The organism is Bacteroides sp. D20 (genome assembly GCF_003436255.1).
Lineage (GTDB): Bacteria > Bacteroidota > Bacteroidia > Bacteroidales > Bacteroidaceae > Bacteroides > Bacteroides uniformis.
On record NZ_QSOO01000031.1, the window covers coordinates 1 to 25,503 of the forward strand.

General features: G+C 36.9%; 24 protein-coding genes and 1 pseudogene. 9 read left to right on the forward strand and 16 right to left on the reverse strand.

Features of this window, described 5'->3' with window-relative positions:
* The 7 genes and pseudogenes from DXD78_RS20270 to DXD78_RS20300 all read right to left on the reverse strand — a co-directional run.
* Window positions 1-654 (reverse strand): annotated as a pseudogene (locus tag DXD78_RS20270) (recombinase RecQ); the annotation flags it as partial.
* Between the two features lie 4 nt (window positions 655-658).
* Window positions 659-1,675 carry a DUF1848 domain-containing protein gene (locus DXD78_RS20275; protein WP_117652922.1) on the reverse strand — a complete coding sequence of 339 codons (1,017 nt, stop codon included), beginning with the start codon at window positions 1,673-1,675 and terminating at the stop codon, window positions 659-661.
* Between the two features lie 18 nt (window positions 1,676-1,693).
* Window positions 1,694-2,272, reverse strand: coding sequence for a serine protease (locus tag DXD78_RS20280; RefSeq protein ID WP_117652923.1), 579 nt, complete (start codon window positions 2,270-2,272; stop codon window positions 1,694-1,696).
* A gap of 287 nt (window positions 2,273-2,559) precedes the next feature.
* Window positions 2,560-3,981 (reverse strand): hypothetical protein, encoded by a 1,422-nt coding sequence (locus DXD78_RS20285; protein WP_117652924.1) that lies wholly within the window; start codon window positions 3,979-3,981, stop codon window positions 2,560-2,562.
* Window positions 3,982-4,091: 110 nt separating this feature from the next.
* Window positions 4,092-4,823 carry a hypothetical protein gene (locus DXD78_RS20290; RefSeq protein WP_117652925.1) on the reverse strand — a complete coding sequence of 244 codons (732 nt, stop codon included), beginning with the start codon at window positions 4,821-4,823 and terminating at the stop codon, window positions 4,092-4,094.
* A 31-nt stretch (window positions 4,824-4,854) separates the two neighbouring features.
* Window positions 4,855-5,055 carry a helix-turn-helix transcriptional regulator gene (locus DXD78_RS20295; RefSeq protein WP_117652926.1) on the reverse strand — a complete coding sequence of 67 codons (201 nt, stop codon included), beginning with the start codon at window positions 5,053-5,055 and terminating at the stop codon, window positions 4,855-4,857.
* A 180-nt stretch (window positions 5,056-5,235) separates the two neighbouring features.
* Window positions 5,236-5,880, reverse strand: a complete 645-nt coding sequence (locus DXD78_RS20300; protein WP_117652927.1) for a glucosaminidase domain-containing protein — start codon at window positions 5,878-5,880, stop codon at window positions 5,236-5,238.
* 83 nt (window positions 5,881-5,963) lie between these two features.
* Between DXD78_RS20300 and DXD78_RS20305 the strand changes: the two genes are divergently transcribed.
* The 9 genes from DXD78_RS20305 to DXD78_RS20345 are packed head-to-tail and all read left to right on the forward strand — an operon-like array spanning window position 5,964 to window position 13,395.
* Window positions 5,964-6,749, forward strand: coding sequence for a DUF4099 domain-containing protein (locus DXD78_RS20305; RefSeq protein WP_117652928.1), 786 nt, complete (start codon window positions 5,964-5,966; stop codon window positions 6,747-6,749).
* 11 nt (window positions 6,750-6,760) lie between these two features.
* Complete coding sequence (locus DXD78_RS20310) at window positions 6,761-8,080, forward strand: DNA mismatch repair protein MutS (protein WP_117652929.1); 1,320 nt, start codon at window positions 6,761-6,763, stop codon at window positions 8,078-8,080.
* Window positions 8,081-8,109: 29 nt separating this feature from the next.
* Complete coding sequence (locus tag DXD78_RS20315) at window positions 8,110-8,340, forward strand: hypothetical protein (protein WP_117652930.1); 231 nt, start codon at window positions 8,110-8,112, stop codon at window positions 8,338-8,340.
* Window positions 8,324-9,649: an ArdC family protein gene (locus DXD78_RS20320; protein WP_117652931.1), complete on the forward strand. Its 1,326-nt coding sequence runs from the start codon at window positions 8,324-8,326 to the stop codon at window positions 9,647-9,649. Before DXD78_RS20315 ends, DXD78_RS20320 begins: the two co-directional genes overlap by 17 nt.
* A gap of 30 nt (window positions 9,650-9,679) precedes the next feature.
* Entirely contained in the window at window positions 9,680-10,867 is a 1,188-nt protein-coding gene (locus DXD78_RS20325) for a toprim domain-containing protein (protein ID WP_117652932.1), read from the forward strand.
* Between the two features lie 5 nt (window positions 10,868-10,872).
* The gene (locus tag DXD78_RS20330) at window positions 10,873-11,613 is read left to right on the forward strand and encodes a hypothetical protein (protein ID WP_117652933.1); all 741 of its coding nucleotides are present in this window, start codon (window positions 10,873-10,875) and stop codon (window positions 11,611-11,613) included.
* Between the two features lie 26 nt (window positions 11,614-11,639).
* Window positions 11,640-12,185 (forward strand): topoisomerase C-terminal repeat-containing protein, encoded by a 546-nt coding sequence (locus DXD78_RS20335; RefSeq protein WP_117652934.1) that lies wholly within the window; start codon window positions 11,640-11,642, stop codon window positions 12,183-12,185.
* Window positions 12,182-12,727 carry a hypothetical protein gene (locus DXD78_RS20340; protein ID WP_117652935.1) on the forward strand — a complete coding sequence of 182 codons (546 nt, stop codon included), beginning with the start codon at window positions 12,182-12,184 and terminating at the stop codon, window positions 12,725-12,727. The genes DXD78_RS20335 and DXD78_RS20340 overlap by 4 nt, the downstream gene beginning before the upstream one ends.
* Window positions 12,724-13,395: a hypothetical protein gene (locus DXD78_RS20345; RefSeq protein WP_117652936.1), complete on the forward strand. Its 672-nt coding sequence runs from the start codon at window positions 12,724-12,726 to the stop codon at window positions 13,393-13,395. The genes DXD78_RS20340 and DXD78_RS20345 overlap by 4 nt, the downstream gene beginning before the upstream one ends.
* A gap of 153 nt (window positions 13,396-13,548) precedes the next feature.
* Here DXD78_RS20345 and DXD78_RS20350 read toward each other — a convergent pair whose 3' ends face one another.
* From DXD78_RS20350 to DXD78_RS20390, 9 genes are all read right to left on the reverse strand, one after another.
* On the reverse strand, window positions 13,549-15,735 hold the full coding sequence (locus DXD78_RS20350) for a hypothetical protein (RefSeq protein ID WP_117652937.1): 2,187 nt from the start codon (window positions 15,733-15,735) through the stop codon (window positions 13,549-13,551).
* Window positions 15,736-15,742: 7 nt separating this feature from the next.
* Window positions 15,743-16,141, reverse strand: a complete 399-nt coding sequence (locus DXD78_RS20355) for a hypothetical protein (RefSeq protein ID WP_117652938.1) — start codon at window positions 16,139-16,141, stop codon at window positions 15,743-15,745.
* A 115-nt stretch (window positions 16,142-16,256) separates the two neighbouring features.
* Window positions 16,257-16,769 (reverse strand): very short patch repair endonuclease, encoded by a 513-nt coding sequence (locus DXD78_RS20360; RefSeq protein WP_117652939.1) that lies wholly within the window; start codon window positions 16,767-16,769, stop codon window positions 16,257-16,259.
* Window positions 16,770-16,775: 6 nt separating this feature from the next.
* Window positions 16,776-18,947, reverse strand: a complete 2,172-nt coding sequence (locus DXD78_RS20365) for an LlaJI family restriction endonuclease (protein WP_117652940.1) — start codon at window positions 18,945-18,947, stop codon at window positions 16,776-16,778.
* Window positions 18,947-20,857 (reverse strand): AAA family ATPase, encoded by a 1,911-nt coding sequence (locus DXD78_RS20370; protein WP_233534027.1) that lies wholly within the window; start codon window positions 20,855-20,857, stop codon window positions 18,947-18,949. Before DXD78_RS20370 ends, DXD78_RS20365 begins: the two co-directional genes overlap by 1 nt.
* Entirely contained in the window at window positions 20,857-22,362 is a 1,506-nt protein-coding gene (locus tag DXD78_RS20375; RefSeq protein ID WP_117652941.1) for a DNA cytosine methyltransferase, read from the reverse strand. The genes DXD78_RS20370 and DXD78_RS20375 overlap by 1 nt, the downstream gene beginning before the upstream one ends.
* Window positions 22,352-23,566, reverse strand: a complete 1,215-nt coding sequence (locus tag DXD78_RS20380; protein WP_117652942.1) for a DNA cytosine methyltransferase — start codon at window positions 23,564-23,566, stop codon at window positions 22,352-22,354. Before DXD78_RS20380 ends, DXD78_RS20375 begins: the two co-directional genes overlap by 11 nt.
* Before the next feature lie 98 nt (window positions 23,567-23,664).
* The gene (locus DXD78_RS20385; RefSeq protein WP_117652943.1) at window positions 23,665-23,865 is read right to left on the reverse strand and encodes a helix-turn-helix transcriptional regulator; all 201 of its coding nucleotides are present in this window, start codon (window positions 23,863-23,865) and stop codon (window positions 23,665-23,667) included.
* A gap of 117 nt (window positions 23,866-23,982) precedes the next feature.
* Window positions 23,983-25,191 (reverse strand): hypothetical protein, encoded by a 1,209-nt coding sequence (locus DXD78_RS20390; protein ID WP_117652944.1) that lies wholly within the window; start codon window positions 25,189-25,191, stop codon window positions 23,983-23,985.
* Window positions 25,192-25,503 lie beyond the last annotated feature (312 nt).

The following is a 25,503-nucleotide window of genomic DNA, read 5'->3' on the forward strand; positions in this document are numbered from 1 at the left end:
ACAGAACTGTTCAATCTTATATGCATTACTATTTTTAGGCCCGATGCATAGAATAATATTATTTCTGCTTTTATCACTTACAATATTTGCCAGTTTACCTAAATCAATGCTATCAATATCTAGTATATTAGAAAATATATGAATAACATTTTTATATCTGTAACCTAATTCATGAATTTCATTTTCTTTTCCTGCTCCAGGTAAATAATTTTGTATTGGCTGTATACATACAGCACCATTAGTTGCAATTGTAAGATTTATTTCTGCCCTTTCCAATGCAAATTTTGACGGTTCTATAAGTGTTATTTGTTTTAACCATTGTAGTAAATCATGTTCTTTAAAGCAGTCAACAACACACATTGAACCAATACCTTGCCCGCATCCCCAATCAACAATTTCAATACTCCCTGATATATTATCAAAAGGAAAGTTCTGTAAAGCTGATCTACATTTTATCATATGCATTTCCCCATAGGCAGCAATATAACAATTTAAAGCATCTTCATTGTCTAATAAAGCAACACCATTATGAAGATCTGGAAATCTATATGGTCTTGTCTTATAATCTGAAGGCGTTAAACTTCTACATGTTTCTATTACATCTTGCATAGAAAGAGATGCTTTCGCTTTTATATGTTCATAGTATTCTCTCATTCCTTTATCTACCGGTTATATTTTCATTGTGCGGATTTTCTCTATGTTTCATATAATTCTGTTTAGCAATCTCCTTGCTCGAATTTGCGTAACAGTATTCACAAAGATGCGGACATGTATTGTACTCTCCAATATCCTTGCTGTCTATACATCCGCAGACTTTCCTTTGACCTTTATCTTTCTTGTTTTTCTTATATTCAACACTAATCTCTCCGAATATATCCTTCGTAACTTCTACACCTATATGGTTCATCAGCAGCATGTCATCAGAGAAATACTTTATCATCAATTCATCATCTATACACTTGTTATGCTTGATACCAAACATATCCAGGTCTATCTTTTCTGCACACGTAGCCAGTTCGAGTTTCCATTCCTTGTTCATATCCACGAGCCCAGTAGCAAACTCTATCATATCTTCCTGTGAAAACTCTCTATACTGAATATTGTTCTTATAGAGATTGTTCTGTACCTTCTTATATGACGAAATATCAGCAAAACTGAAGACAAGTTTCTCTGTATATCCGTTCAATTTGACTCCTATATTGTAAATCTTCTCCAAGAGATCATCTACTATCAAACCTTTGGCTAATATCAATGGGTCAAATCTCCATATTACTTTTCCATATCCTAATCTATCAACCAACCTCTTGAATGTATCCATTCTATTACTTAATGATGGTACACCCATCTCCAGTTTCTCTTCATAATAGTCATTCAATGTAAACTGGATATAGCTATTTATGCCTCTATTATCTAAATAGTCCAATAAACCTCCTGTCTTAAGAAGTGGAGTCGGATTCTTTGACCAGAATACAATAAGCCTTGTCTTATCGTATGCCACATAAGATTTTACCCCATTGAAAGGGTTTTTCCAAACTGAGTATCCTTTATGCAGCCTTTCCTGGAACCAGTCTGCATAAAAGGCAGGTATATCTGTAGCACGGCTTGCTGACACAATTATTGGTACACTTGCTTCTACACTTATACCATCGTCTGTATTTATCTTTATCTTTTCCATTTTTACTGTTTACTGTAATCAGTTCTTTTCTAATAACTTTAAAATTACTTTTGAGGATAAGAATACACATAAATTTAATGGCCATTCTGTGTTGCATGGTGTATTATCATCATTACAATTTCCAGCACATAATATCCCTACAACTTCTCCATTAAGAAATACAGGACCACCACTACTTCCTGATTTAAGCTGTTCATCAGTCTCAGCAGCATAGTAATTCCCATCTTTTAATCCATTTACTATAGCATTACACTCTACATATTCTTCACCTAACATTCGCCAACTACAACTTTTCAATACATCACCTTTTTCTGGAACAACATCAGAAAGGACCAGCAGACTTTTGGCATTTGGTATAGAATATACTGCTATATCATAACTATCAGAATCATTCTCATCATTATGGAAAACTATCGGATTTATCAAAGGTATTTTTTTACCGTTCCATCTTATGCTTGGGTTTACACATTTATTTATTACATGACCTGCTGTTATAAACATATCTCCGACCATTATACCGCAACCTTCAATATTGTTATCAGATATAATGGATAGAACGTATTGCTTCACTTTTGTTATATCCTGAATCTTATCCATATTAATTATTTATCAAAAACAATATAATAGCCACCAGCACCACATAAAGTTCCACTGGCTTAGGCTATCTCAACCCTATACATAGACTGGAGCAGCCTTAATTTTCTGGTGAAAGCATTGTCATAGAAGTTGCCCGATTTCGGATTCTGCCTATACACACCCTCTATCGTCACCACCTTAGCTAGTATCTTCTGATACTCATTGAATATACATACTATTCCTGCAGTGTGTATATCACCGAAGTCTTGACTATGTTGATTTTATCATCCATTATGAAAGTATTTATTTTATAATATATATCCTATTTTCCTACAACTTATAACGCCTCTTTTCAATATAATGACATCAATAGTTTCTTTTTGATAATGTTCGAATTGATATTTTTCATTATCGTATTTTTCCATTATATATTTTTCATATTCATAATCACTTATACCATAGACATCATATCCAAGTTTTTTACAAACATCTTTAGGTAATGAATAATCTTGCTTAACTAAACCAAAAACAGTATATCCTCCTTTAACACATAGAGACATCATTATATGTTCTTTGGTTGTAAAAATAAATCCACCTAAAATAGAACCTATAAGACTACCTAAAGCATAAGACAAAACGGGCACTTCCCAAATTAATTGCATACTTAATCCACCTATAATACCTCCACATGCTATATACAAGTTTCTTTCAGTATTTACTGCAAACTCTTCTTCTGACATTTTTCCCTTGACTAATTTATAACTATCACAAATAGCTTGTACAGCAAATACTGCAATGGTAGAAACAGCAGGAGCAAAATTTTCTGACATAGATAAAGCCTTCAAAGAATCACCAAGTACTCCCATCTCTGCATAGGTAGTAATAGACGCAGTAATTGTTCCCAATACAAAGCCTTGAGCACCTCCTAATAGTCCTGATTTGCCTATATTTAATAAATCTTCTTCTCTCAATTTCTCATCGTTAATCATATTTATTATTAGCTTATAAATATTAGGCAGTATTTTAATAAGAGCAGAAACCCAGGCAGCATTCAATCCTGCATTAAATATATTTGTGCATATATGTCTTATGTCAGCTTGTTTAGCAATCGTTATATCATATCTTCTAGGATCAAACTTTCCTTCCTTGCCCAATTTTGCAAGTTCTTTAGCCATATCCTCTGTCAAAGGCATTGATTGATCTCCCACAGGTGAGGATAAATGATCAGTAAGCTTAGACCTTACATCTTGTAATATTTTAGCAATCTGCTCTCTATCTGGATTATTCAGATTATTTAATTCTTTTGATATTTGCTTATCTAAAGCAACAATTGCATCTTTTATTTGATCCGTTGGTATAAGTCGAGCCTGACCTTCATACATACCTAACATCATATCTGTATTAGGGTCTATGCCATTCATTGACAGGAAATCCCTCCTATTCGGGATATTACTTTTATCCTTTAGGCTGTGAATGTATCTTTGATAAGCCCACTCTAAAGGATGACTTTGGGCCATAGCACTGCTTGCGCCATCTTTGTAATATTTCAGACTATAGTCTTCTCCCCAACTAGTAGTGACATCAACAGAGCCTAACTTATTTGAGTTTACCATTGATGCTCTTTCTGTACTACGATTAGCAGTTGCATTAATATTAAGTGTATAAGTATGCCAAACTTCTGCTATATATCCTTTCAACTGAGGGTTATTATTTCCTTTAAAATCATTCATAGCTTGTGTTAATTTATCAATTTCAACTTGAATGTTATTTAAATATTCCCCGTTAGTTAATCTGGTACTTTCAGCTCCTACATATACACCTAATTCATTAATAAAGTAACTTACTCCGTTTCTAAAGTTTTTTTTTTACTATCTTCCGAATCATTACTACCTTCCGTTAAATCACTTAAATTATCATTACATTCATCATTTATCTTTAGTAATTCTTCCAAGTAAAAACGATAAAAAATAACAACTGCCAATAAATTTTGATGTTTTCTTTTTTCACTTTTAGTGAAATAATTCTCTAATATCTTGTATATCCACGCAAACAGAAATCCCAAATGTCCGAAAATCCTTTGGTAAGGCGTCTTACAGGATACAGCCATCCAAACACATACCGAACGAATTCTTTCATCATTGTTCTTACAACTATTTACTACATTTTCCCAATCTTTTCCGTTTTTGATATTTTCCACTTGTTGGGCTATATCATCATCTATATTTTTATAGTTTAAATTTAAATCTTTCAATATAGTTATAAGATCCTTTTTTAAATTAGAGTAGGATTTCTCTGTCCAATTAAAGTCTTCACAATATACCCAAGCATTTTTTCCATAATAGCCTATATGAATTCCATACTTATTATATGCATCTTTAAACATTTTCGATTTCTTATTCACACTTTTCTTTCCTATATATAGGACATATTCTTTAGATACTATTTCTTGATTCTTAAATTGTACCAAATTAAAATCCAGGTTATTAATGGAGTCATTATTTGATACTAGTATCTTTAAAAACTCTGCAACTTCCTGTAGGTTTTTGTCGTAACAAGTTATAAATTTCGCCATAATTATTTTAAATGTTCTAAACAGTAATTTGCTACAAAGTATCGCATAATAATTCCTTGATATTGACACCTAATATCAAAGAAATCTTTTTAAGTGTATACAAATCCGGCTGAGATGTATTTGTACACCACTTAGAAACAGTAGTTGTATTAACACCTAATTTTTCAGAAAGCCACTTATTTGTTTTTTTCTTCTCAACTAAAACTAGTTTTAATCTATTTAAATCTTCCATAAAACTGTATTTATCTGTTTTGAACGCAAATATAGTGATTTTAAGATATGAACTCAAAGGAAAGTTTGATCGAAATTTAAGCTGAACAATAAGTATAATATACTTATTATTTATGATAATAAATATGGAGTTTTATATTTAGGCGACAATCATTATTTATAGTGACTTACCCAATTTTAATCAATTATTCGATATAAACTCTAATATGCTAATAATCGATATTATATAATTCGGATCTTCTGCATATCCAATTTCATCAAGCCAAAGCAGATAGTTACCACCTTTATACTTATATTGTACTTTTGTATAATAAGCCCGGACACTTTCTGTCCAATGATTGAATTCATAGTATTTCCCTGTACATGGATTGGTAAGTCCGAAAAGATTATGCTTGTTTAGGCATACTGATGAACGGAACCATCCGGTCTCCAGTATAGCCTGGGCCAATACGATTTTGGGGTGTAGGATTCCATTTCTTATGATTTCTTTATAAAGATTGGGGATGGTAAGTTCAGGAAGATTGTTTTCTGATTTCGTAATATCATCTGTTTTCTTTTGCTGCCCTGTTTTCAGGGATGTTTTCCTGTCACTATTCCGGCTGTTATCATCCAATTCCTTTTGATTGTCCAGCCTGACAATCAGGGTATCCTTTGCCAGCATCTTACTCTTTTCCCTTTCTATAACATCCTTTTCTACATGCTTATAGGCTTCTTTTTGTCTTTCTGTAGGCCGAATTTCCGAATCTCTGGTTATCGTATAGAACTGTGCCGATACGCTTACCGGCAAAAACATCAGTAGCAATAAAATCAGAATAGTGTTGTGCATTTCTTTTTCAGGAGATTGCCGTGAATACATTTGTGGCATTCAGGCGGTTAGAACCGCAAATATAACAGCTTAATTACAGTAATATGGAAATGCACAACAGAAATCAGTCCGGTTTGTTGCCATACGAAAAACTGGCAATACTGGGTATCGACCGTGAAAAGGCGGACAGCTTACCCATGGAAGTGAAGGAGAAGCTGATGGCAGGTGAAGTGACTCCCATCATGCAGGTATCCATCAATGCAAGGAACGGCAGCATCATCACCATGCCGATGAAGCTTCAGATGACTACAGACAAAAACGGTGCTCCGGCTCTGATTGCTTATCCGGTACGTGCCGAACTGGACCGGGAACGCAACAAGGTTCTCAATCTCACTCAGCAGGAGGCTGAACGCCTGGCCAGAGGTGAGGTAATACAGAAGGCGGTCAACGTAAACTGTGAAAAGACTCAGCAGTATCTCCAGCTTGATCCGGAAACGAAATCCGTCATTCACAGACGTGTTACAGACATCAAGCTGGAGCAGCGTCTGAAGGACATGGAGAAGGTAAACGACATTGAACTGGGTATGCAGCAGAAGCAGCAGGTACGGGAGGGAAAACCTGTTGAACTGAATGTGGGCGGCGAGAAGGTTTCAGTCGGCATTGACCTGAAGGAGCAGCAGGGATTCAGGCTTATCAAGGGGGACATGAAGGAATGGGAAAGACAGCAGAAGCTCCGCTATGATGAGATTCATCCTGAATACCTCGGCCTTGTCATGACTGACAAGAACCGTTGGGAGTATCAGAAGGTGGTGGACAGACAGTCCGTGGAGCGTGCCATTTCACTCTCTCCATCCCGGAAGGAAACAAAAGCAAACAGCCTTAAACTCTAATACTGATTCCTATGGCAAAAAAGACAGATTCAGATAATGATAACGGTATCATACGGCAGTTCAACGAACTGAAGAAGAAGCATCCGGATGCCATGCTGCTGTTCAGACGGAACAGTTTCTATGAACTCTATAAGCAGGATGCCGTCAAGGCTGCCGCAGTGCTTGCCATCGAGATTACAGACAGGATTCAGCCTGACTACAAGAGACCGGTAAAGGTTGCATCATTCCCTCAATCAGCACTGGACGTTTATCTGCCCAGGTTGATACGTTCCGGAATCAGGGTCGCAATCTGTGATGAACTGGACACTCCTTTGAAGAAGAAGGTCGGACAGGACAAGGCTGAGAATAATGACAGAACCATTCAAAACAGTACAGATATGGGAAAGAAGAAAAAGGAACAGGGTGCGCAGGAAGCCCCTGACAGAACAGTGGAGAACACTGTAGATGTAAAACCTGCAAGGGAAAAGAAGTCGAAGGCCAAAGCTGAAACCAAAGCTGAGACCGGGACGGATAATGAGGTAAAGGCCGAAAAGAAGGACGGACAGAAAACGGAGACAGCCCAGGAACGAAAACCCCGTGAGCCGCAGATGGTGACTGCCAACGGTGAAAAAGTGACTCATGGTCATGCCTACCAGAGTACCACCAATCCTGCCGACTGGTACTTTACCGCAAAGATTGACGGACAGCAGCTCAAGCCGCAGAAGATGGATGCAGCCGACCTTGCTGCCTATCAGAATAAGGAAATGACGGTGCCGCAGCTGATGGAACGATACTATCCGACAAAGTTGATGCCGAAGGTATCTGAGGAAGCCTTCCGTATGCCAATGGAGATTGCAGGACCGGACGGTTCTATAACCGTTAACAAGTTCAATGTCTATAAGGAGAAAGACGAGCAGCGTCCTGACTTTGGGAAATACAAGTTCTATGTTCAGGTTGGGGATACGAACATGTCTGCCGTGGCTTCACGCCAGGACCTGAATGCCTACTTTGACAGGGTGGCAACTCCAAACCAGCTTATTGAAAAGAACTTCGGGGAACGTCTGCATCTGAAGTCTGCATACGAGAAGTATCAGCTTCCTGAAGGTGTTGACCCCAAGGGTGTGCGTGTGGCCAAGGACAGGAATGACAACAAATGGAAGGTGTCAGTTGACCTCGGAGAAAAGGGACAGACTTCCCGACATGAAATCTCCTTTGATGACGGTTATTCGCTTTTCAAGACCAAGACGGCCACAAGGGAACAGATTGCGGCCAAGTACCTGAATACGGAGATAACAGGTATGCTTGCAGCCAACACCGCAAAGGTAGAGAAAACGGCTTCTATGAAAATGTAACATAATCAGAAAACTAAAATACAAGTTATATGTCAGCTAAAATGAATCATGAGGAGCTTGTGGAGCTTCTGCAGGAGGGCAAGATAGGTTTCCTCCGCTTTGTTATGGACAGTGGGAATGCAGATGATTATCTGGAGTGGTGCCGTTCACACGGTACTGACCCTTCGGATGAATCGGCTGAGTTCTATGTGGAACAGACGGACATCGAGCAGATGGACCGTCAGGTAATGGATGACGACAGCTATGGCATCTGGAACTGACTCTCAGGGAAACAGCGGACAGGCGGCCATAGACCGCTTCGCTGCAATGATGATTGAGCGTATGCAGCAGATGAAGGATACCGGATGGAAACAGGGATGGATTGGCGGTGCATCGGGTTATGCCGGACTTCCGCAGAATGTGGGTGGCCGCAACTATTCCGGTTCCAATTCCTTCTTCCTCCAGATGCATACTGCAGCCATGAACTACCAGCTTCCGGTATATCTGACCTTCAAGCAGGCGCATAACCTGAAGGCTCATGTCCTGAAGGGTGAAAAGGCTTTCCCGGTGGTGTACTGGGATATGATGATAAAGGACAGTCACGGCAAGAGGATAAGCACGGAGGAATACCGTACAATGAGCAAGGAAGAGAAGAAGAATATGGATGTTATTCCTTTCATCAAGTCTTTCCCGGTGTACAATGTGGCACAGACCAATCTGGCCGAAGTGCAGCCGGAGAGGATGCAGAAGCTTATGGACAAGTTCAAGGTTCCGGAACTTAGGGATACGGAAGGTATGTACACCCATGCCGCACTCGACCGTATGGTGGAGACGCAGCAGTGGCTATGCCCGATACGTGCCGACAAGCGTGAGAACGGTGCCTATTATTCTCCCTCGAAGGATATTGTGGTGCTGCCCATGAAGGCGCAGTTCAATATCGGTGATTCTCCGGAAGAAACCTACCGTGGCGGAATGGAGTATTATTCTACCATGCTGCATGAAATGACTCACTCCACCATGACACCGGAGCGTCTGAACAGGGAGATGGGCGGAAGGTTCGGTGACCCGAAATATGCCAAGGAGGAGCTGGTGGCGGAACTTACGGCTGCCATGATCAGCCATTCCATGGGATTTGATTCCAGGATAACGGACAACTCGGCTGCCTATCTGGACTCGTGGATTGGTGTACTGAAACAGGAACCGAAGTTTATCGTATCGGTCATGGCTGACGTAAATAAGGCTTCCGACCTGATTCTTGACCATGTGGACAAACAGCGTCTGGCTCTCGGCGAACAGCCTTATCTGGCAAAGAATGACCCGCTGGCTCCTGTCAGTGCGGACGAGGAGATGCCTTTCAGGAATGCGGCCATTGTCAAGACCCGTTCCGGAGACTATGCCATCCGTGCGTCATACGATGGCGTGGAGCTGGGACTGAAGAAGGTTTCCAGGGAAACGGCCAGGACATTCTTCCAGCTTACGGACTGGAAGGACAAGGAGGCTTTCCTGAACATGACTGCACGAAAGACATACGAACCGGAGATTACCATGATGGGCCAGAACCGGAATGCCGGTACAGGACTTGGTATATGAAATTCTGTATAACATCTTTAATCGGAAAGCATGAGTGACTACAAGGTTAATTTCAGGGAAATGAAATCCCGTGTGGGGATTGACGATATTGCATACGCCCTGGGATACCGTCTGGATAGGAAGGCCGGTGTCGGACGTTACATCGAGCTGGTGCTCGGTGAAGGCGGTAACAGGAGGGATACGCTGATTGTCAGCCATCCGAACGACAAGGCAGCACAGACGTTCTTCCGGCGTGACGGTTCCAAGGGCGATGTGGTGACACTCATCCGTGAGAATCTTTCTTCCTTTACGGTATCAGGAAAGGATGAGTGGCAGAAGATAGCCAAGGTCATGGCACGTTTCGCCAACATGCCTGAACCTGAATACAGGGAGGACAGGGAGTATATAAAATCGGCAGGTAAATCATGCGGTGTGTTTGAACCTTCCAGATATGAGGTGAAGCCGGTTGACACCGAAAAAATACCCGGACTGTTTTTCCGGCGCGGACTGTCCAAAGCGACCGTTACGGTTCTTTCACCCTTTATTTCCCTTATAAGGGACAGGAACAACGGGAAGTTTGAAGGCTACAATATCGGATTCCCATATACTGACGGAAAGGGAAATGAAGTCAGGGGGTATGAAATCAGAGGACATGGCGGTTACAAGTCGAAAGCTGCCGGTACTGATTCGTCATCTTCGGCATGGGTGGCTGTTCCTTCGGGTATCAGTCCGGACAATGTAAGAAGCGTGTTTTTCTGTGAATCTGCATTTGATGCTATGGCCTTCTACCAGATGAACCGAATACAGATTGGGGACAGTGCAGCTCTTGTTTCATTGGGCGGCACATTTTCCGACAGGCAGATAACCGGAGTCATGGAGCGTTTTCCCAATGCACGTGCCTTCGACTGTTTTGACAACGACCTGGCCGGAAGGATATACGGACTGCGCATGATGGCTCTGCAGGAAGGTATTCAGATGAAGATAAGCAGGACTGACGGCGGCATCCGTATTGAAGCGAAGGGAAAGGTATTCGAGCCTGACATGGAGCGCCCCCTACCGGCCCAGGTTGCCAGGCAGCTGAACATCCGGTACCGTATGGGACAGTGGCTTCCTCCAAAGGCTTTCAAGGACTGGAACGACTGTCTGCTGAACAGGCCTATGGAGCCGGTGATTTCACCACACAAAGAGGAACGTGAACAGAATCTGAGCGAACAAAGGAATAAAGGACGTAAAATCTGAATGATATGGACAAAATCAAGTTAAGAATAACGGTAGTGATTGCTTTAGCGTTTTTTCTGCTGAAAGGTACAGACACTTTTGCACAACAGACAGACCCAACGCTGACGGGTGCTGTCTTTGCACAGACTTCCACTCTGAAGAATATCTATGACAAACGTCAGAAGGCACACGAGAAAATCATTGCTACCGAGACTGCCGTAACGGTTGCTCTCGACAGGGTACACAGTGTGGAGGACAAGATGCTGGAATATCTTTCCAATGCACAGGGTGCCATGCAGAATCTCTATCAGATTAAGCGTGCCGGAGAACTGGTGGGCACGGAGATACCACAGAACTGCAGCCTGCTGCTCAAATCGGTCGGCAGTAACCTGAAGGGTACGGCCATCGCTGCAATCGTCTCGGACGAGCTGGCTGATGCCGCAACCCAGATGGCTGCGCTTTATCCGTTCATGAAGCAGCTGGTGACTTCCGGAAGCTATGATACAGGCGGTTCTGACGGAGGTAAGGAGAAGCACAAGGTAAACCTGCTCAGTTCTTCCGAGCGGTACTACATAGCAAACGAGGTACTGACCAGACTGGAGGCCGTCAACACCGACCTCTTTATCCTGGCATGGCAGGTACGCACACTCTCATGGAACGACCTCTGGTTCTCTCTTGACCCGGAAGGATGGGCAAACGTGATGTCCGGCAAGAACATCATAGGAGGAATCGTTGCGGACTGGAACCGGGGGTTCTCATTCAATTAATTCAAACAATGTAACTTATCAGGAATATGGATTCAGAAAAGAAGATTATAGGACGCTGTCCGTTCTGCGGCGGCAACGTGGTGAAGACCTGCAAGGGGTATCGCTGCGAAAACAACACAGGTGAGCATCCTTCTTGTGTGCTCAACATCAATGCCATCATCGGCAACCGGAAAATGAATGACGGGGAGATTGCTGAGTTTCTGGAGAAACGCCGAATCCTTCTGGACGGATTCTCCACCAAGGAAGGAAAGACTTTCCCGACAGTGCTGGAACTTGCTGATGACGGTGCAGTCAATATGCAGTCTGTTATCGGCAGGTGTCCGCACTGCGGCGGCGAGGTACGTGTGGGAACAAGGGCTTTCAACTGTTCCAACTACAGCAATCAGGAAGCACCATGTTCATTCGCCATCTGGAGGAATATAGGCGGCCATCAGCTGACACTGGAAGAGGCGAAAGAGCTTTGTGATAAGAACATTACTTCATCCGAACTGGAGATGTACCGGGAGGACGGTTCCATTTACCGCAGGCGTCTCGGTCTGGCTCCGGACAAACTTCAAATCGTAAAGATATGAAACAGGGAAAGAAACTACTGATACTGCCTGCAGTGGCAGTTCTGCTCGGAATGGGAACCGGCTGTTCCGGCAATAGCGGGAATAAGGCACAGGATATGGCCAGAAAGGCACTGATAGCTTTGGTGGACAATCCGGAATCCGTAAAGATTGTCGGAATCAGCAAACCGGATTCTGTCTTTGGCCGTGAGTATGTTAGCATGAAGGAGAAAATGGCTCTTTCTGTGGCCATGATGAAAATCAGCCGCAGGTTTATGGAGAATACGGATTTTGATAATCCGGATTCAGAATGTCACGGGATGTCCAGACAGATGAAACGTCAGATGGATGCCATGACGGCACTCCGCTCTCTGATGGTTACGGAAGAACTGAATACTGCAGGTGATGAAGCCAGTCTGGAACGCAAGCCGTTCAGCGGATGGAAAGTGAAGGTTGAGTATGAAGCCACTGATTCTGACGGACAGCCATACCGTTCTGAATACTGGTTTATTATGGACAAGGAAGCGCAATGTGTAATCAGGTCATTTGAAATTCCATTGTTATGAAACTGAAAAGATTTTTATTACCGATACTGGCATGGAGTGGGCTGATGCTCACTTCCTGCCATTGCCAACATGAAGAAGTTACCGAACTGTTATCTTCCCTTCAGGTTGGCAATGTGGTTTGTTCGGACGGAAATATATTGTCCATGGACAAATTCAAGCAATCTGACAAAGAAGCTGTTGCCATAGTTTTCCATGTAAACCGTAGTGCAGAAACTGACAATCTTGGTTATGCAGTTTACATTCATGATATGGAACCGCTGGCTTTTGCCGACAGTCTTGGTATTGACCAGGGGACTTCTGCATCATTGACTGATGAGGATGGAAATGAGAATACCTATTCTTTGTTCAATAATGAGGAAGTCCAATCACCAATAGCTATCAAATCTTTTGATTTGTGGAGTTATGGACAATCGGCCTATATTCCTTCTGTCCGGCAACTCTCTTATCTGTTCGCTGTCCGGTATCAGATTAATGAATGTATAACTGAAGTCGGTGGAACTCCGATTAATCTGAATCCGGGTGAATGCTGGTTATGGTCTTCTACTGAAGTGGAAGGGCAAAAGGAGAATAAGGCCTGGCTTCATTCCTTGCAGTCAGGTACTATTCAGGAAACACCGAAAAATCAAGAGCATAAGTTCAGACCTATAATTTCTATTTACAAGCATTAGAACACAGCTTTAAGTTCACAAAAAGTGTGTAATGATATTTTTATGCTTATATGGAAATAACTTTTTATTAAAATAAAGTTGCCCATAAAAAATAACTCAAGAATAATCATGGCACACTTTTATTGAGTATATTTTGACTATTAATTTGTATGACTAAAATGGTTGTATTTTATTTATGTCACCCACGTTTCCAATAGGTAGATTATATGATATCTTAATTCTTATATATTTAAATTCATCTTTATAATAGAATCTTAGATAATATTTAAGTTCTAAAATAGGATTTATAGGGTCTATATTATCTATATTAGAATACAATGAACTTTCAGATTTAATTAATGCAAAATGTTCATCCTTTTCATCAACTTTTTTAAGGAATTCGTAAAATGGTACATCCGTCTTTTTCAAAATAAGTAGAGAACGTTCTTGAGATGGTATGTCTATTACTGGAATATTTTTATAATATATTTCATCATTATAAATTGTTAGATTTTCCTGTCTACCATAAAGATCTTCAAAATTACCCAAATATACACCTTGACAAAAAATAATATGTTGAGTTGAATCAAGCTCCAAACAATCAAGTGCTTTTAGTATATCGGAATGCTGAATTGTATAATCTGTATTGCTTCTTATTGTTATGAAAAATGAAGTATAGTACCTTTGAAGATTGTTAAATAAAGATTGCATCAAAACCTCTTCCAAGTTTACAGAAATATTTTGAACACCTTCACAAATCTCACTTCTTTCAAACTTATAAAAATAAGGTAAATTCATATTTCTTGAACAGTACGATTCTTTATCTATCTCATTAAGATATGGTGATTTATCAGTAATAACATTTTTCTTGTATTTTTCTTCATAGTTATAAAGTTCATCTTTTATACGAGATATTTTCCTTTTATCAATTTTGGGGTTATCTATAATATCTTTAATTTTTTCTTCGCAAGATTTTATATACGAATTTAATAACCCTATAACCTCTTTTTTTTGAGGAATTGTACTATTAAAATGAATTTTTTTTATGTTTTTACCATCGTACCAAAAATCAACACCATTAATAATGGATCTTAATATTCCAATGTTGTATTTATTATCACTAATATTATTAGGAACAGAAGGCAGTTCTAAAGGTTCACAATAGTTAATATTATAGTCATTAAATATAAACAATCTGACAACGAGTAAAGATAAATATTTAGTAGACTCATTTTGAATATAATAGCTAGTATTTACATCTGCTTTCATACCTACAAAAGGATAAACAGAAGAAAGAAGTCGATGGTGCATAAATGATGCCATCGAATCTATCTTTTTTGCCAAATTTAGAATAGCAATAAATGTTCCAGGAATTAAATCATAGTGAGCTGGAGTCTGATTTGTAAAATACATTATATCTTTAAGCCAGTCGTATTTTTTATTATACACTAGTAAAGCGCCAATCATTACATGCAGTTCAAAAAAACGATTCTTATCTGTATCATTAATAATAGAATTTTCTTCTCTCATAATAGGTGAAAGTACAAATCTATAATATTGATCAGAATAACTCCAATATTGATTAAACCATCCTTTATTATTTGAGTTAATAACATCATTTAAGGTAGTCCAAATATAGTGATAAGTTTCTTCTGAGATTTTTCTTTTAAAACTTTCATTATAGATAAATGGAGTAATACTATTGTATTTATAGAAAAATTTTTGTTCATTAGATTTTACTGAATGTCTCCTGATTTCGTCCAGTATTCTCATCATTCCTTTAGGATAAACAACAGGTTTTTCTACATCTGAACTATTATGATAATCACTAAAATTATGAAGAACAATTGATAATGCAGAAAAATAAATATCATAATTTTCTTTTTGAGAACCATAGACGGAGATATCAAAAATATTCATTAGCTCATTAACATATTTATTGTTCTCGTCTTCTTGTAGTAAATTAATATCTTTAGGTTTCAGTTCTTCAGAAGATTTCTCCAGCCTAGTTATAAGATCTTTAGGGTAATAATAAATTCTTATTATATTAAACAGATTAAACGAGCAAAGTAAGAGAGCTAATATAAATACCGTCTGTACAGATACCACATAATTTGAAAAATCAACGGGTAATAAATAAATGACAAATGGTGATAAGATTGAAATTATTATATTACTGAATAATATAAATTGGAAAAACTTAAAAGATATTTCCTGCTGGAAGCGATAGGCTAATCTGACAGAACAATATTGTTCATCAATACGCTGAATGCTTTGTAGTAATACCGGATAGCCTAATCCTATTACAGCGCTAAATATAGAAATAAGACTACTAAAAGTCTCTGTTGTAAAATCAAACATAATGGATTTATTTTATTGTATCACGTTCAATTATATTCTCTATCCTTGTTACCCTCCAATAGATATTACTAAGGTTTCTTTTTATCTCAAGCATTAATGAATCTTTAGGTGAATCAACAATACTACGATATATATTTTCTAAATAAAGAGCTTTATCATGTTCGCTTTCTGACATATTCATCATTATTGAATCATTGGTTCTTTTTATGCCAATTTTCATTTCATTTTCTCTATTCATTTTATTATTTATTTTAAAAGAAAAAATGAATACTATTAGAGCAACTATCACAAAGAATATTTTACAATAATTATTACATATGACTGTTTTCATCAATTCCATTCTATCTTGAAAAATATTTTTTATTTTATTTTTTAAGTTTTGAATTGTCGAATATTTTTTTCCCACTTGATATTATATTATTTTTTTAGATTACACATTGAACTGCAAACGGTAACTTGTACAATTTAGCTTTTAAGGAGCTAATAATAAAACTAATTTCTATATAGTTAGATTCTGAGAATCATTTACATTCGTTAAAATATGGTTCAGATTCAGCAACCAGCAATTGCTTTTCTTCATGGTTTTCATAGCGTTTTACGCTTCTATCACTCAAAAAAATATGATTAAGCGTATACTCCAATGATTTTAAAGTCTGTTCACGAAATGCTGGTTTAAGTTGACATTCCCATACTGTAATACAATGCCATCCCATAGAAGCAAGCTCTTTTTGCTCTTTAATATCACGTTCCTTATTTTTCTGGATTTTGTCCTTCCAGAACTCTGAATTTGTTTTCGGTAGTACAAAGTACTTGCATCCGCCATGACCATGCCAGAAACATCCATTTACAAATACTACAGTTCTGTATTTCCGTAATACCAAATCAGGATGCCCAGGCAGACGAGGATGATTCAGCCGGTAGCGGAAGCCCCGGCTGAACAAGAACTTACGGACCAGTAATTCCGGCTTGGTATTCTTGCCACGTATTGCTGACATATTCTTATGTCTCTGTTCTTTTGTCAATCGGTCTGCCATAAATGATTATTCAGTAACAAAACTTTTTATAGGAATCAGCTGTGGATGATAACTAGTCTTCGGATTCCTTGTTATTGGCAATAAGTTCAGCTTTCCAAAGTCAACCGCAACATCCGTTTTGACCTTATAAGTCAAATATAAATCTGCATCTTTCTTTGTTGTTATCACATCATCCTGCATCTTGGATTTAGGAACCAATGTCGGTCCTGTACCATCAAAAATGAACAGTTCATATCGGTTGCTTTTATTGTGTATCAATAAGTACCTTGCTTTTGTAAACCCTTCTACTATAGTAAGTGTTGCTCCATTCATTTGCAAAGCTACACCTACAGTTCCTGTTCGCTTTAGAGTTGATATAGCGTTATCAAAATTAACACCTTCCTTTACAATACAGAGAGCAAGGTCTGTATTATCTGCATTATATTCTACTATAGGTTGAACGTCAGGAAGAACTTCGTTTGGATCCTGACCTAAACGGCATTCTTCCACATAAAATGCAGTACGCAACATTTCTATTAGTTCCTGATTAGTTTCTATATTTTCTGGCTTTCTATCAAGAGCTAATGAGTATACAGTCTCATCCGTATAAGGTGTATACACCTTACCGATCAGTTCCTTGAAATGCTGCTTTATATATTCTTCTCCATTTATGTGTACCTTAGCACGCATTGCATAGAAACTGTAATCCTGCTGCAACCACTCTTGTATCTCCTTGCGGAACATTCTTCTCACTTTCTGTTTCCATTTATTCTTTTGACTTCTATCATCACGGGCATAAAGTGAGAGTACATAAAGAAAATTTACGTCATAGTGAAAAAGAAGAAGTGTATCTCTGTCAAACAAGCGATTTTCATAATGCGTTTTCTTATGTCTCTTATTTTCTCTATGAGTCTGCACAATACCGTCATCTGCATAGTCGAATTTTTCATTCATCATTGCAGAAACAAAAAAATTCGGGATAATATTATATCCTTCAGTTATGTCATCCCTTAACCTGACTCCAGATTCCGGCTCTTTATTATCCAAAAATATATCAAGATTCCATTGAATTACATTACGTGCGTAAGTATATTGTTTATATATGGATTCAGAACCGAGTTCATGCCCCATTTTATAATACTTACTATCACCGATATAATATGTTTGCTTATCTTCATTATCAATCAGACTCTGCGCTGTAAACAAGTGATCAACCACTTTACCGTCCTCCTGTTTCTTATCCATTCCATCAGGTAACGGTTTATCTCCAATAAGTTCATCTATTATAGCTTCGAAGACTATATAGAAGTTCTTAACCAATAGATATTCTTTATGTTCTGTTGATACACGCAAATGTCGGGATTCATCAAAAAAAGCAAAGCATAATTCCCAGAGTTCTATAGCCTTATCGGAAAAATACTTATACTTTATCTGTCGCAGTCGCGTACAACCATATCCATTCAGATAAGCTTCAAATTTTTGTCCTTTAATAAGTGGAAATTGAACACAGATATTCTTAGTAAAACCATATTTATCCCCAATATAATTCAATATTGAAAAGAATATGACAAGCAGTTCTTCATCAAAATTTATCTGACGCTTTTTATTTGCCGGATTCAAATAAATCGGAGAATTTTCCTGTATTATAGCTGCTTGCTTTGCTATAGTCCTTGTCCAATTAATCTTGTTCAACCCACTATGCATATTCTTCACAATATAGAAGAAAAAGCTTTGATTCTCCTTTGCAAACCTGATAAGTGTAAGCAATATATCCAGATATGTATTGCTCCTCCTGCGACGGCCACTTCCTACTTGCTGTATTCTTTTATGATATACGATTCCTGTATCAGACTGTTTATCATCCTTATATACAACAATTGCACGATATATCCAGACTGCAAACTTATAGACAAAATCACGTTCTTCTTTTGTAAGCGGATTATGTTCATCCAAATCAAGTATTTCCTCAGGACGATATTTACCAAAAACCAGATTTGCCTTCTTTGAGTCTTTTGACTTATCATCCATCAATAAAACCTTTGGAAGAATAAACACACAGTCACGCTGTAAGGTATTATAATAATACCCTACATAATGAACAGACACTTTACCCTCAACATTCTCCAAAGCATCAATGCCATAGAGGGTATCTTTTACATCAGTGACATTATATTGATATTCTTCTATAAGTATACGCATTATTGTAACGAATTCTCCTCTATTTTTATACCAAGATTTGCAGCATTCACAGCCTGAATAAATTCTGAAATAGTATCACGCAAACCTTTTCTTGGATGATACATCCAACCATCTTTATTTACATATATTGGATTCCCATCCGCACAAAATATTTCGTACGAATATTCACCATCCTTATGGGCTTCACGCTCTTCTTTACCGGCAACTATCCATTTTCTTATAGAATATTGTTTAAACGGATCCCATATACGCAATATTTCTTCTGATGTTTTATTTGGATTCAACTTTACATACTGTTCAATTGCTGTATATGGTACGGCATTCACATATTGTACTTTTTGCCCATTTACCTTAATCTCTACGTTAGAAGAACTTACCACAGCATCACCATATGGAAGGTTATTATTTTCTTCAGTAAGAAGAGTTACACCTAAATTACGTAAAAACAACTCTACTTTGTCTTCTACAACAATTGAGTTTCCACCATCTACTTTATAAAACTTATCAAATGATAATTTCTTATTTTCTACATCAGAATCACTCTCATCATTGAATATATCATTATTAAACTCATAATCTTTGAATACGTCATTCCATAAGTAGAATAATACTTTTCCAACAAACCTATCTGACTTAATTATTTTGTTCTTGTCAGCCTTACAGAAAAAGTAACCAAGTTTTTTATCTTCTGAACTGGTAGTTGAAGCAATCTTATCATTTATTTTTGTTAGGAAATCCCACCAATCATAATGTTTATTATTAACCTCGATAACCCACCTTTTACCTGCATCAGAAATAGGCATATAAGTCCAATCCCAACGACGTTTAAATGCTGAGTCTATTGGAAAAAGTGATTGGTCACTGGTATTCATTGTAGCCCAAATGTATAGGTTGTTTGGCAATACCAACAGTTCACCATTAAATATTTTTTCAGCTATGGATTTGCCATTATACATTGAATTTATCTCAATTATTTTCTCGTTTGACAAGTTTATTTTTCCAAAAGCGTTACCGATCTGCTTTTGCATATCTTTATCAGCTGTAATAGGATAGTCCGAGTATCCGGCATCATTGCGGTCCAACAATTGAAAAAGGTCACCAAAAATTTGAGCACAGTTACCTCGATTGATTTCCTCTATCACAAGATACTGTGGGGTTCCATCTAACCACATCTTCCAGGCATTAATATATGCTTGTAAAAATGATTGAGCCACAAATTTATATACAATTTGCTCCTTGTGTAATGATGTTCCTCCTATTTTCATCGGTTCTCCCAACTCATTACATATTGGCAACATGTCCGTAGTAGGTTTATATGCTCCTACAAATGTAGAATAGTCACTATCAGGATGAAATGTCGTACGGATAACCTCTTTATCTCTTGTAATTCTGTTAATAGTGTATGACTTACTTGTTCCTGGTGCACCATAAAATATTTGCTGGAGACATTTTTCTTCCTGATTTTTGGAATGTTCGCAAATATCTTGAGTATTGTCATTAATCACAGAGAAACAGAAGGACTTAGGATTTATCTGTGCTTCATCAGGACGTAAAAATGTTATATAAAATGATGGGCTTCCATCTTTTATACGACTTTCCAATCGGACAACATCGTTTTCTTGAACTCCATTAGCCTTAAATAAATCTCCCAGACTCGGTATTCTCTTTTCATTATTACTTTGAGCAAAATGAACAAATCTTAAATCTATAAGATCATCGTCTTCATGTCCTTTAGTAAGATTCTTAGCCTTAAATTTCTTTTCAAGAACACCATTATTACTCTCTAACTCAGCCTGAAAGAAATCTTCTGAATTAAAATCATTCGGCATACGAATGTATATTTCATGAGTTCCTTTATTACCGACTTCTGTTGCAGTCAGTTGTTTATAATAAAAAATTGACTTATTCATCAAACATACTTTTTAATAATCATTGCTATTTGTTTTGCCATAATCACTGGTACTGCATTACCAATTTGCATATAAGTTTTAAGATATGGTCCTAAAAAAACATAATCATCAGGAAATGACTGTACACGTGCTGCTTCCCTTGGGGTAATACTTCTAATTTGAGAAGGATGAATATGTGATAAACAATCCATACGCAAATGAGCAGTTATTGTACGACAAGGTCTATCTGCATACAACTTGTAATATTTATCTTTAAATATACCATTCCTATGGGCATATGGCATAATATCAGCAATTTTAGGACTGGTTGAATCCTCACCTGGTGAAAGCCTCCTAAATATCTCGTAATTTACATCACTACAGTATCTTGCCTTATGATTAAAGACAAAAGGGATATTTCTATTACCATTTATCATACATAAATAATCATTACCGCAACTGTCGTATTCATTGTTATCAATTTTCTTTCCTGTAATGTCATCATCAACTTCTGTCATACCTTTTATTCTTGGTGCTTCCAAAGGTTTTATAAACTCTAAAGCAGACTGAAGATTTACTTTGGCATTATTCCGACAAGCTTCTTCTATTTCCTCAAAGATCTTATCAGCCGATATTCCTTCTAAAGAAGCAACATCATTTCTAACGGCTATATAAATTAAACGTTCACGACTTTGTGCCACACCAAAACTTGAAGAATTTAAGAGCCGATAAGATATATCATAGGTGTATTCCTTACCATCCTTATTAATATTTATGGCCTTATAGTCTTCTACAACCTGGTCAGCAACAGACAACATACCACGAACATTTTCCATTAAAATGAATTTAGGAGCAATACGCTTAACAGCTTCAATGTAATATTTATATAATTCATTTCTAGGATCATCAATAATACGCTGTTGGTTAGCACTACTGAATCCCTGACAAGGAGGACCTCCTATAACAATATCTATTTCTTCAGGAATATAGTCATTGATATTATTTACAATCTTTCTTATATCTTCTTTGACAACCTTGTTTGCTGGTAATTCTGGGTGATTGAAACGATAGGTTTGTACACAGACATCTTCATGATCATTTGCAAAAACGACTTTAAAACCAGCCTGAGAGAAACCGCAACTTAAGCCACCGGCACCAGAAAAGAAATCTGCAAATTTTGGAGCATTATCTTTCTTCACTTTATCTTGAAGTTCTTTACGATGTTTGTTACTTAACCTATACAATAAATTACCATATAGTATTTTATTGTTAATATAGAACTCCACAGATGAAATAAAGTGGATATAATTTGCTCCAAGAACTTTCTTTAGAATAACTAAATCTTCTGAAGTCTCAATAATACCCATACTGATTAACTCTGAACATGCAGCATCAGATGGCTCCGAAATAATCGCAACAGTCATTTTATTTTTATTTGCAATTATTTCTATCATACGTATATATATGAGTATCAATTCTTGAAACTCTTTCTTTTTCGTTATATGTTTTACTGATTCAAATATCATTTAAATTCTTTTTTATTGATATAGCCAGTGCTTCTGCAAACAATGGCGGTACTGCATTTCCTATCTGTTTATATTTTTCTCCTCTACTGCCTTTAAAAACAAAATCATCAGGAAAAGATTGTATACGAGCAGCTTCCCTCACAGTAAATGAACGGGCTTGAGATTCATCAGGGTGAATGAATTGAAAACCATCTTTATGAATATGGGCCAATATTGTCTTTGACGGTAAATCCCACCATTGAACTACATAACTATTATCAAACAGTCTTGCTCTTTCATGCTCATATTGTGGCATTTCTCTTCTTAATTGGCCAAAAGACCAATGATGTGAAATCATCTGGCGGAAGCGTTCTCTGTCAAGTTCATTATGACTCCTGGCAATATGATCATATAAAGGATGTATTCCTTTCTTGGCAATTTGCTTTAAGAAATCATTATTGCATTTATAATCAAATTTGTCTGTAGAAGCATCCTGTCCCGGTTCAACTTTTGGCAAATCTCCAATTGCCTCTTTTACATCAACGAAGCGTTTTAAGCCTTTTTTATCTTCTTCTCGTGTTTCAGGTGCCCAATGCGTTTTTAATACATTATTGTATAAATCAATAGCTTGCTTCCCTTGAATATCTTTACGAACTCCCATAATAATAATTCTCTTTCTAAGTTGGGGTACTCCGTATTCAACTGTGTTGTGAGTTAATATTTTGGGATCACTGATTACATCATATTCTTTTCCTAGAGCACCAATAATCTGAGGGAAAATTGGTTTACCTTCAACTTTCGCAGATAGTACCCCAACCACATTTTCGAACACAAAGAACTTTGGACGATAAAATTCCAAAATCCTAACATAACTCTCAAATAGATAATTACGAGGATCTGAAGACATTCCTTTTGAATCTCTAACTCTTCCTGCTGTGGAATATGCCTGACATGGAGGTCCCCCTATAATTACATCTACAGGCGTAGAACCTACTGCTATATTTATTTTAGGAATGATATCATCAGATGTTATATCGGCTTCGATTACTTTTTCTTCTGCATCTTTGTAATTATAATAACGCATTCGCTCCCTAAGAGTTTCACATGCCCAATGATTAATTTCTATATGAGCTAACGCCTCAAAGCCTTGTCTGTAAAATCCTTCAGACAAGCCTCCACAACCTGCAAATAAATCTATAAATGTATATTTTCTTTTCAATGTCATTAATTACTTTATTATCATAATGTTGTTCATCAAGCAAACACACCTGATGAAGTCAGAGTATATTTTACACTATTTTTTGTATCAATTCGCAGATAGCCTTAATATGAACGAATTAAATCATTCACATTAACGCCCAATACCTTTGCTATTTCTATTAAAGTCTCCAATGATGGTTGAGAAACATTTGTACACCATTTAGACACTGTTGCAGGATCCTTCTGTAATTGCTCTGCAAGCCATTTGTTGGTTCGTTTTTTTTCAGCCAAAACCACTTTAAGCCGGTTTATATCTTTAGCCATACTACTTTGATTAATATAACCGCAAAATTACAAATTAAATAATTCTATAAAAGCAGGGGACACAGTATTTTTTGTCTTACATTCGCTTTTATTGCGTTTTAGCCACTATTACAAATGCTATTGTGAAATTATCATTTGCATCATAGGACATGGAACTGGAGTAAATGGATCACTTAATAAAGTAATATGAATACCTTTGTCTAAAATTTCTAAATCAAACTTAGCTTTATCTGTAATACTTATATCTCTCGACAAGATTGGTGAAACATAATTATGTCTGAAACTTTCTTTATTCTCATCACTAATAAACCCTTCGAATAGGTTTAAGAAGCTTTCTATTTCATCATAATACAAATAAGGAGTATTTTGAAAACAGTAGCGGAACAATCCACTCTTAATTCTACCATTATATCCCCAATATGATTCCAATTTATGGCAGACATTAAACAATCCAAACACAGGGCTACTCATAATTGTATAATGAGCACCATCATTCTCAATTCTAGGAGTACCATACTTCTCAATGCAAGATTCTGCGTAATCAAACGAAACATACTGTTTCTCTGAATCTTTTAGTAATACTAACAAGTCTTCAGGAGAAATCACTTTTGTTTGTATTCTATAATAAGAATACATTGCAATAGCCTTATCTCTGAGTTTTCTATCTGCTGTAACAAAATAATCACAATTAGATGCATAAAATAAATGACTTGCATCAGTATCTATATTTGTTATTACTTTACATTTGTTTTCAGGCCTATATCCAAACAAATCTAACCCTAAACATATACATTTGAACTGAGCTTCTACATTGATTAGTTTCCCTATTTGAGGTAAACATGATGTCATTAAATTTTCCAATCCCTTAAATGTAGTTTGGGTCCTAATATACTTATCTATTATATCAATAACCTCTTGTGGTTTAGCTCCTTGTATTGATTTGTAAATATCATCTGAAATGGAACTCTTAATTTGTTTTTTCAGTTCCACATACAATGAAGGAGATAAAAGTTCTGCATTTTGTACGATCTGAATAGTACTCCCCAATTCTTTTAAATAATTTTCAGGCAAACAAAACAAAGGAAGAATTTTATTGCCATCTAAATTAAGAAGATGGTCACGGCAAATAGAGGTTAAGATTTCTACATCCATATTGTAATACGCTTTATCAGTTTGCGGTTTAACTTGCAAATCTCTAATATGGGCATTTGAATAAGGAAATATAAACTTATCTCCATAAAGTTCAACTTTATTAAGTATATCTTCATACCTATCACCCTTTTTGCAATGAGTAATGACATTCCAATCTAAATAAATTTTAAGCATATTTATTCTTAGGATTAAATTATTTTAGAATATTAGACATTATATCGAATAAGGTTTTAGGGTGTTGATAACCAATAGCCCTATTCCTTATTCTGTATAAACTCTATTAAATATAATCTAAAAGACTTATTGTGTAAATACTATGAACATAATTCAAATTTATACAAGAATAAGTCTTACAAATCTTTACACAAATTTACCAAACTCTGAGAAATACTCAATAATATCCCTAATTATTGAATAAAATTAGTTCAAGTAAAGCTGAATTCAACTTGCAAATGCAACAGAATTCTGATTAATAATTTGTTTAAA

What these genes read in the sequence shown, in the direction of transcription:
- DXD78_RS20275 (WP_117652922.1), bottom strand. Translation starts at nt 1,675, where the DNA reads ATGGAAAAGATAAAGATAAATACAGACGATGGTATAAGTGTAGAAGCA.
- DXD78_RS20280 (WP_117652923.1), bottom strand. Translation starts at nt 2,272, where the DNA reads ATGGATAAGATTCAGGATATAACAAAAGTGAAGCAATACGTTCTATCC.
- DXD78_RS20285 (WP_117652924.1), bottom strand. Translation starts at nt 3,981, where the DNA reads ATGAATGATTTTAAAGGAAATAATAACCCTCAGTTGAAAGGATATATA.
- DXD78_RS20290 (WP_117652925.1), bottom strand. Translation starts at nt 4,823, where the DNA reads ATGGCGAAATTTATAACTTGTTACGACAAAAACCTACAGGAAGTTGCA.
- DXD78_RS20295 (WP_117652926.1), bottom strand. Translation starts at nt 5,055, where the DNA reads ATGGAAGATTTAAATAGATTAAAACTAGTTTTAGTTGAGAAGAAAAAA.
- DXD78_RS20300 (WP_117652927.1), bottom strand. Translation starts at nt 5,880, where the DNA reads ATGCACAACACTATTCTGATTTTATTGCTACTGATGTTTTTGCCGGTA.
- DXD78_RS20305 (WP_117652928.1), top strand. Translation starts at nt 5,964, where the DNA reads ATGGAAATGCACAACAGAAATCAGTCCGGTTTGTTGCCATACGAAAAA.
- DXD78_RS20310 (WP_117652929.1), top strand. Translation starts at nt 6,761, where the DNA reads ATGGCAAAAAAGACAGATTCAGATAATGATAACGGTATCATACGGCAG.
- DXD78_RS20315 (WP_117652930.1), top strand. Translation starts at nt 8,110, where the DNA reads ATGTCAGCTAAAATGAATCATGAGGAGCTTGTGGAGCTTCTGCAGGAG.
- DXD78_RS20320 (WP_117652931.1), top strand. Translation starts at nt 8,324, where the DNA reads ATGGCATCTGGAACTGACTCTCAGGGAAACAGCGGACAGGCGGCCATA.
- DXD78_RS20325 (WP_117652932.1), top strand. Translation starts at nt 9,680, where the DNA reads ATGAGTGACTACAAGGTTAATTTCAGGGAAATGAAATCCCGTGTGGGG.
- DXD78_RS20330 (WP_117652933.1), top strand. Translation starts at nt 10,873, where the DNA reads ATGGACAAAATCAAGTTAAGAATAACGGTAGTGATTGCTTTAGCGTTT.
- DXD78_RS20335 (WP_117652934.1), top strand. Translation starts at nt 11,640, where the DNA reads ATGGATTCAGAAAAGAAGATTATAGGACGCTGTCCGTTCTGCGGCGGC.
- DXD78_RS20340 (WP_117652935.1), top strand. Translation starts at nt 12,182, where the DNA reads ATGAAACAGGGAAAGAAACTACTGATACTGCCTGCAGTGGCAGTTCTG.
- DXD78_RS20345 (WP_117652936.1), top strand. Translation starts at nt 12,724, where the DNA reads ATGAAACTGAAAAGATTTTTATTACCGATACTGGCATGGAGTGGGCTG.
- DXD78_RS20350 (WP_117652937.1), bottom strand. Translation starts at nt 15,735, where the DNA reads ATGTTTGATTTTACAACAGAGACTTTTAGTAGTCTTATTTCTATATTT.
- DXD78_RS20360 (WP_117652939.1), bottom strand. Translation starts at nt 16,769, where the DNA reads ATGGCAGACCGATTGACAAAAGAACAGAGACATAAGAATATGTCAGCA.
- DXD78_RS20365 (WP_117652940.1), bottom strand. Translation starts at nt 18,947, where the DNA reads ATGCGTATACTTATAGAAGAATATCAATATAATGTCACTGATGTAAAA.
- DXD78_RS20370 (WP_233534027.1), bottom strand. Translation starts at nt 20,857, where the DNA reads ATGAATAAGTCAATTTTTTATTATAAACAACTGACTGCAACAGAAGTC.
- DXD78_RS20375 (WP_117652941.1), bottom strand. Translation starts at nt 22,362, where the DNA reads ATGATATTTGAATCAGTAAAACATATAACGAAAAAGAAAGAGTTTCAA.
- DXD78_RS20380 (WP_117652942.1), bottom strand. Translation starts at nt 23,566, where the DNA reads ATGACATTGAAAAGAAAATATACATTTATAGATTTATTTGCAGGTTGT.
- DXD78_RS20385 (WP_117652943.1), bottom strand. Translation starts at nt 23,865, where the DNA reads ATGGCTAAAGATATAAACCGGCTTAAAGTGGTTTTGGCTGAAAAAAAA.
- DXD78_RS20390 (WP_117652944.1), bottom strand. Translation starts at nt 25,191, where the DNA reads ATGCTTAAAATTTATTTAGATTGGAATGTCATTACTCATTGCAAAAAG.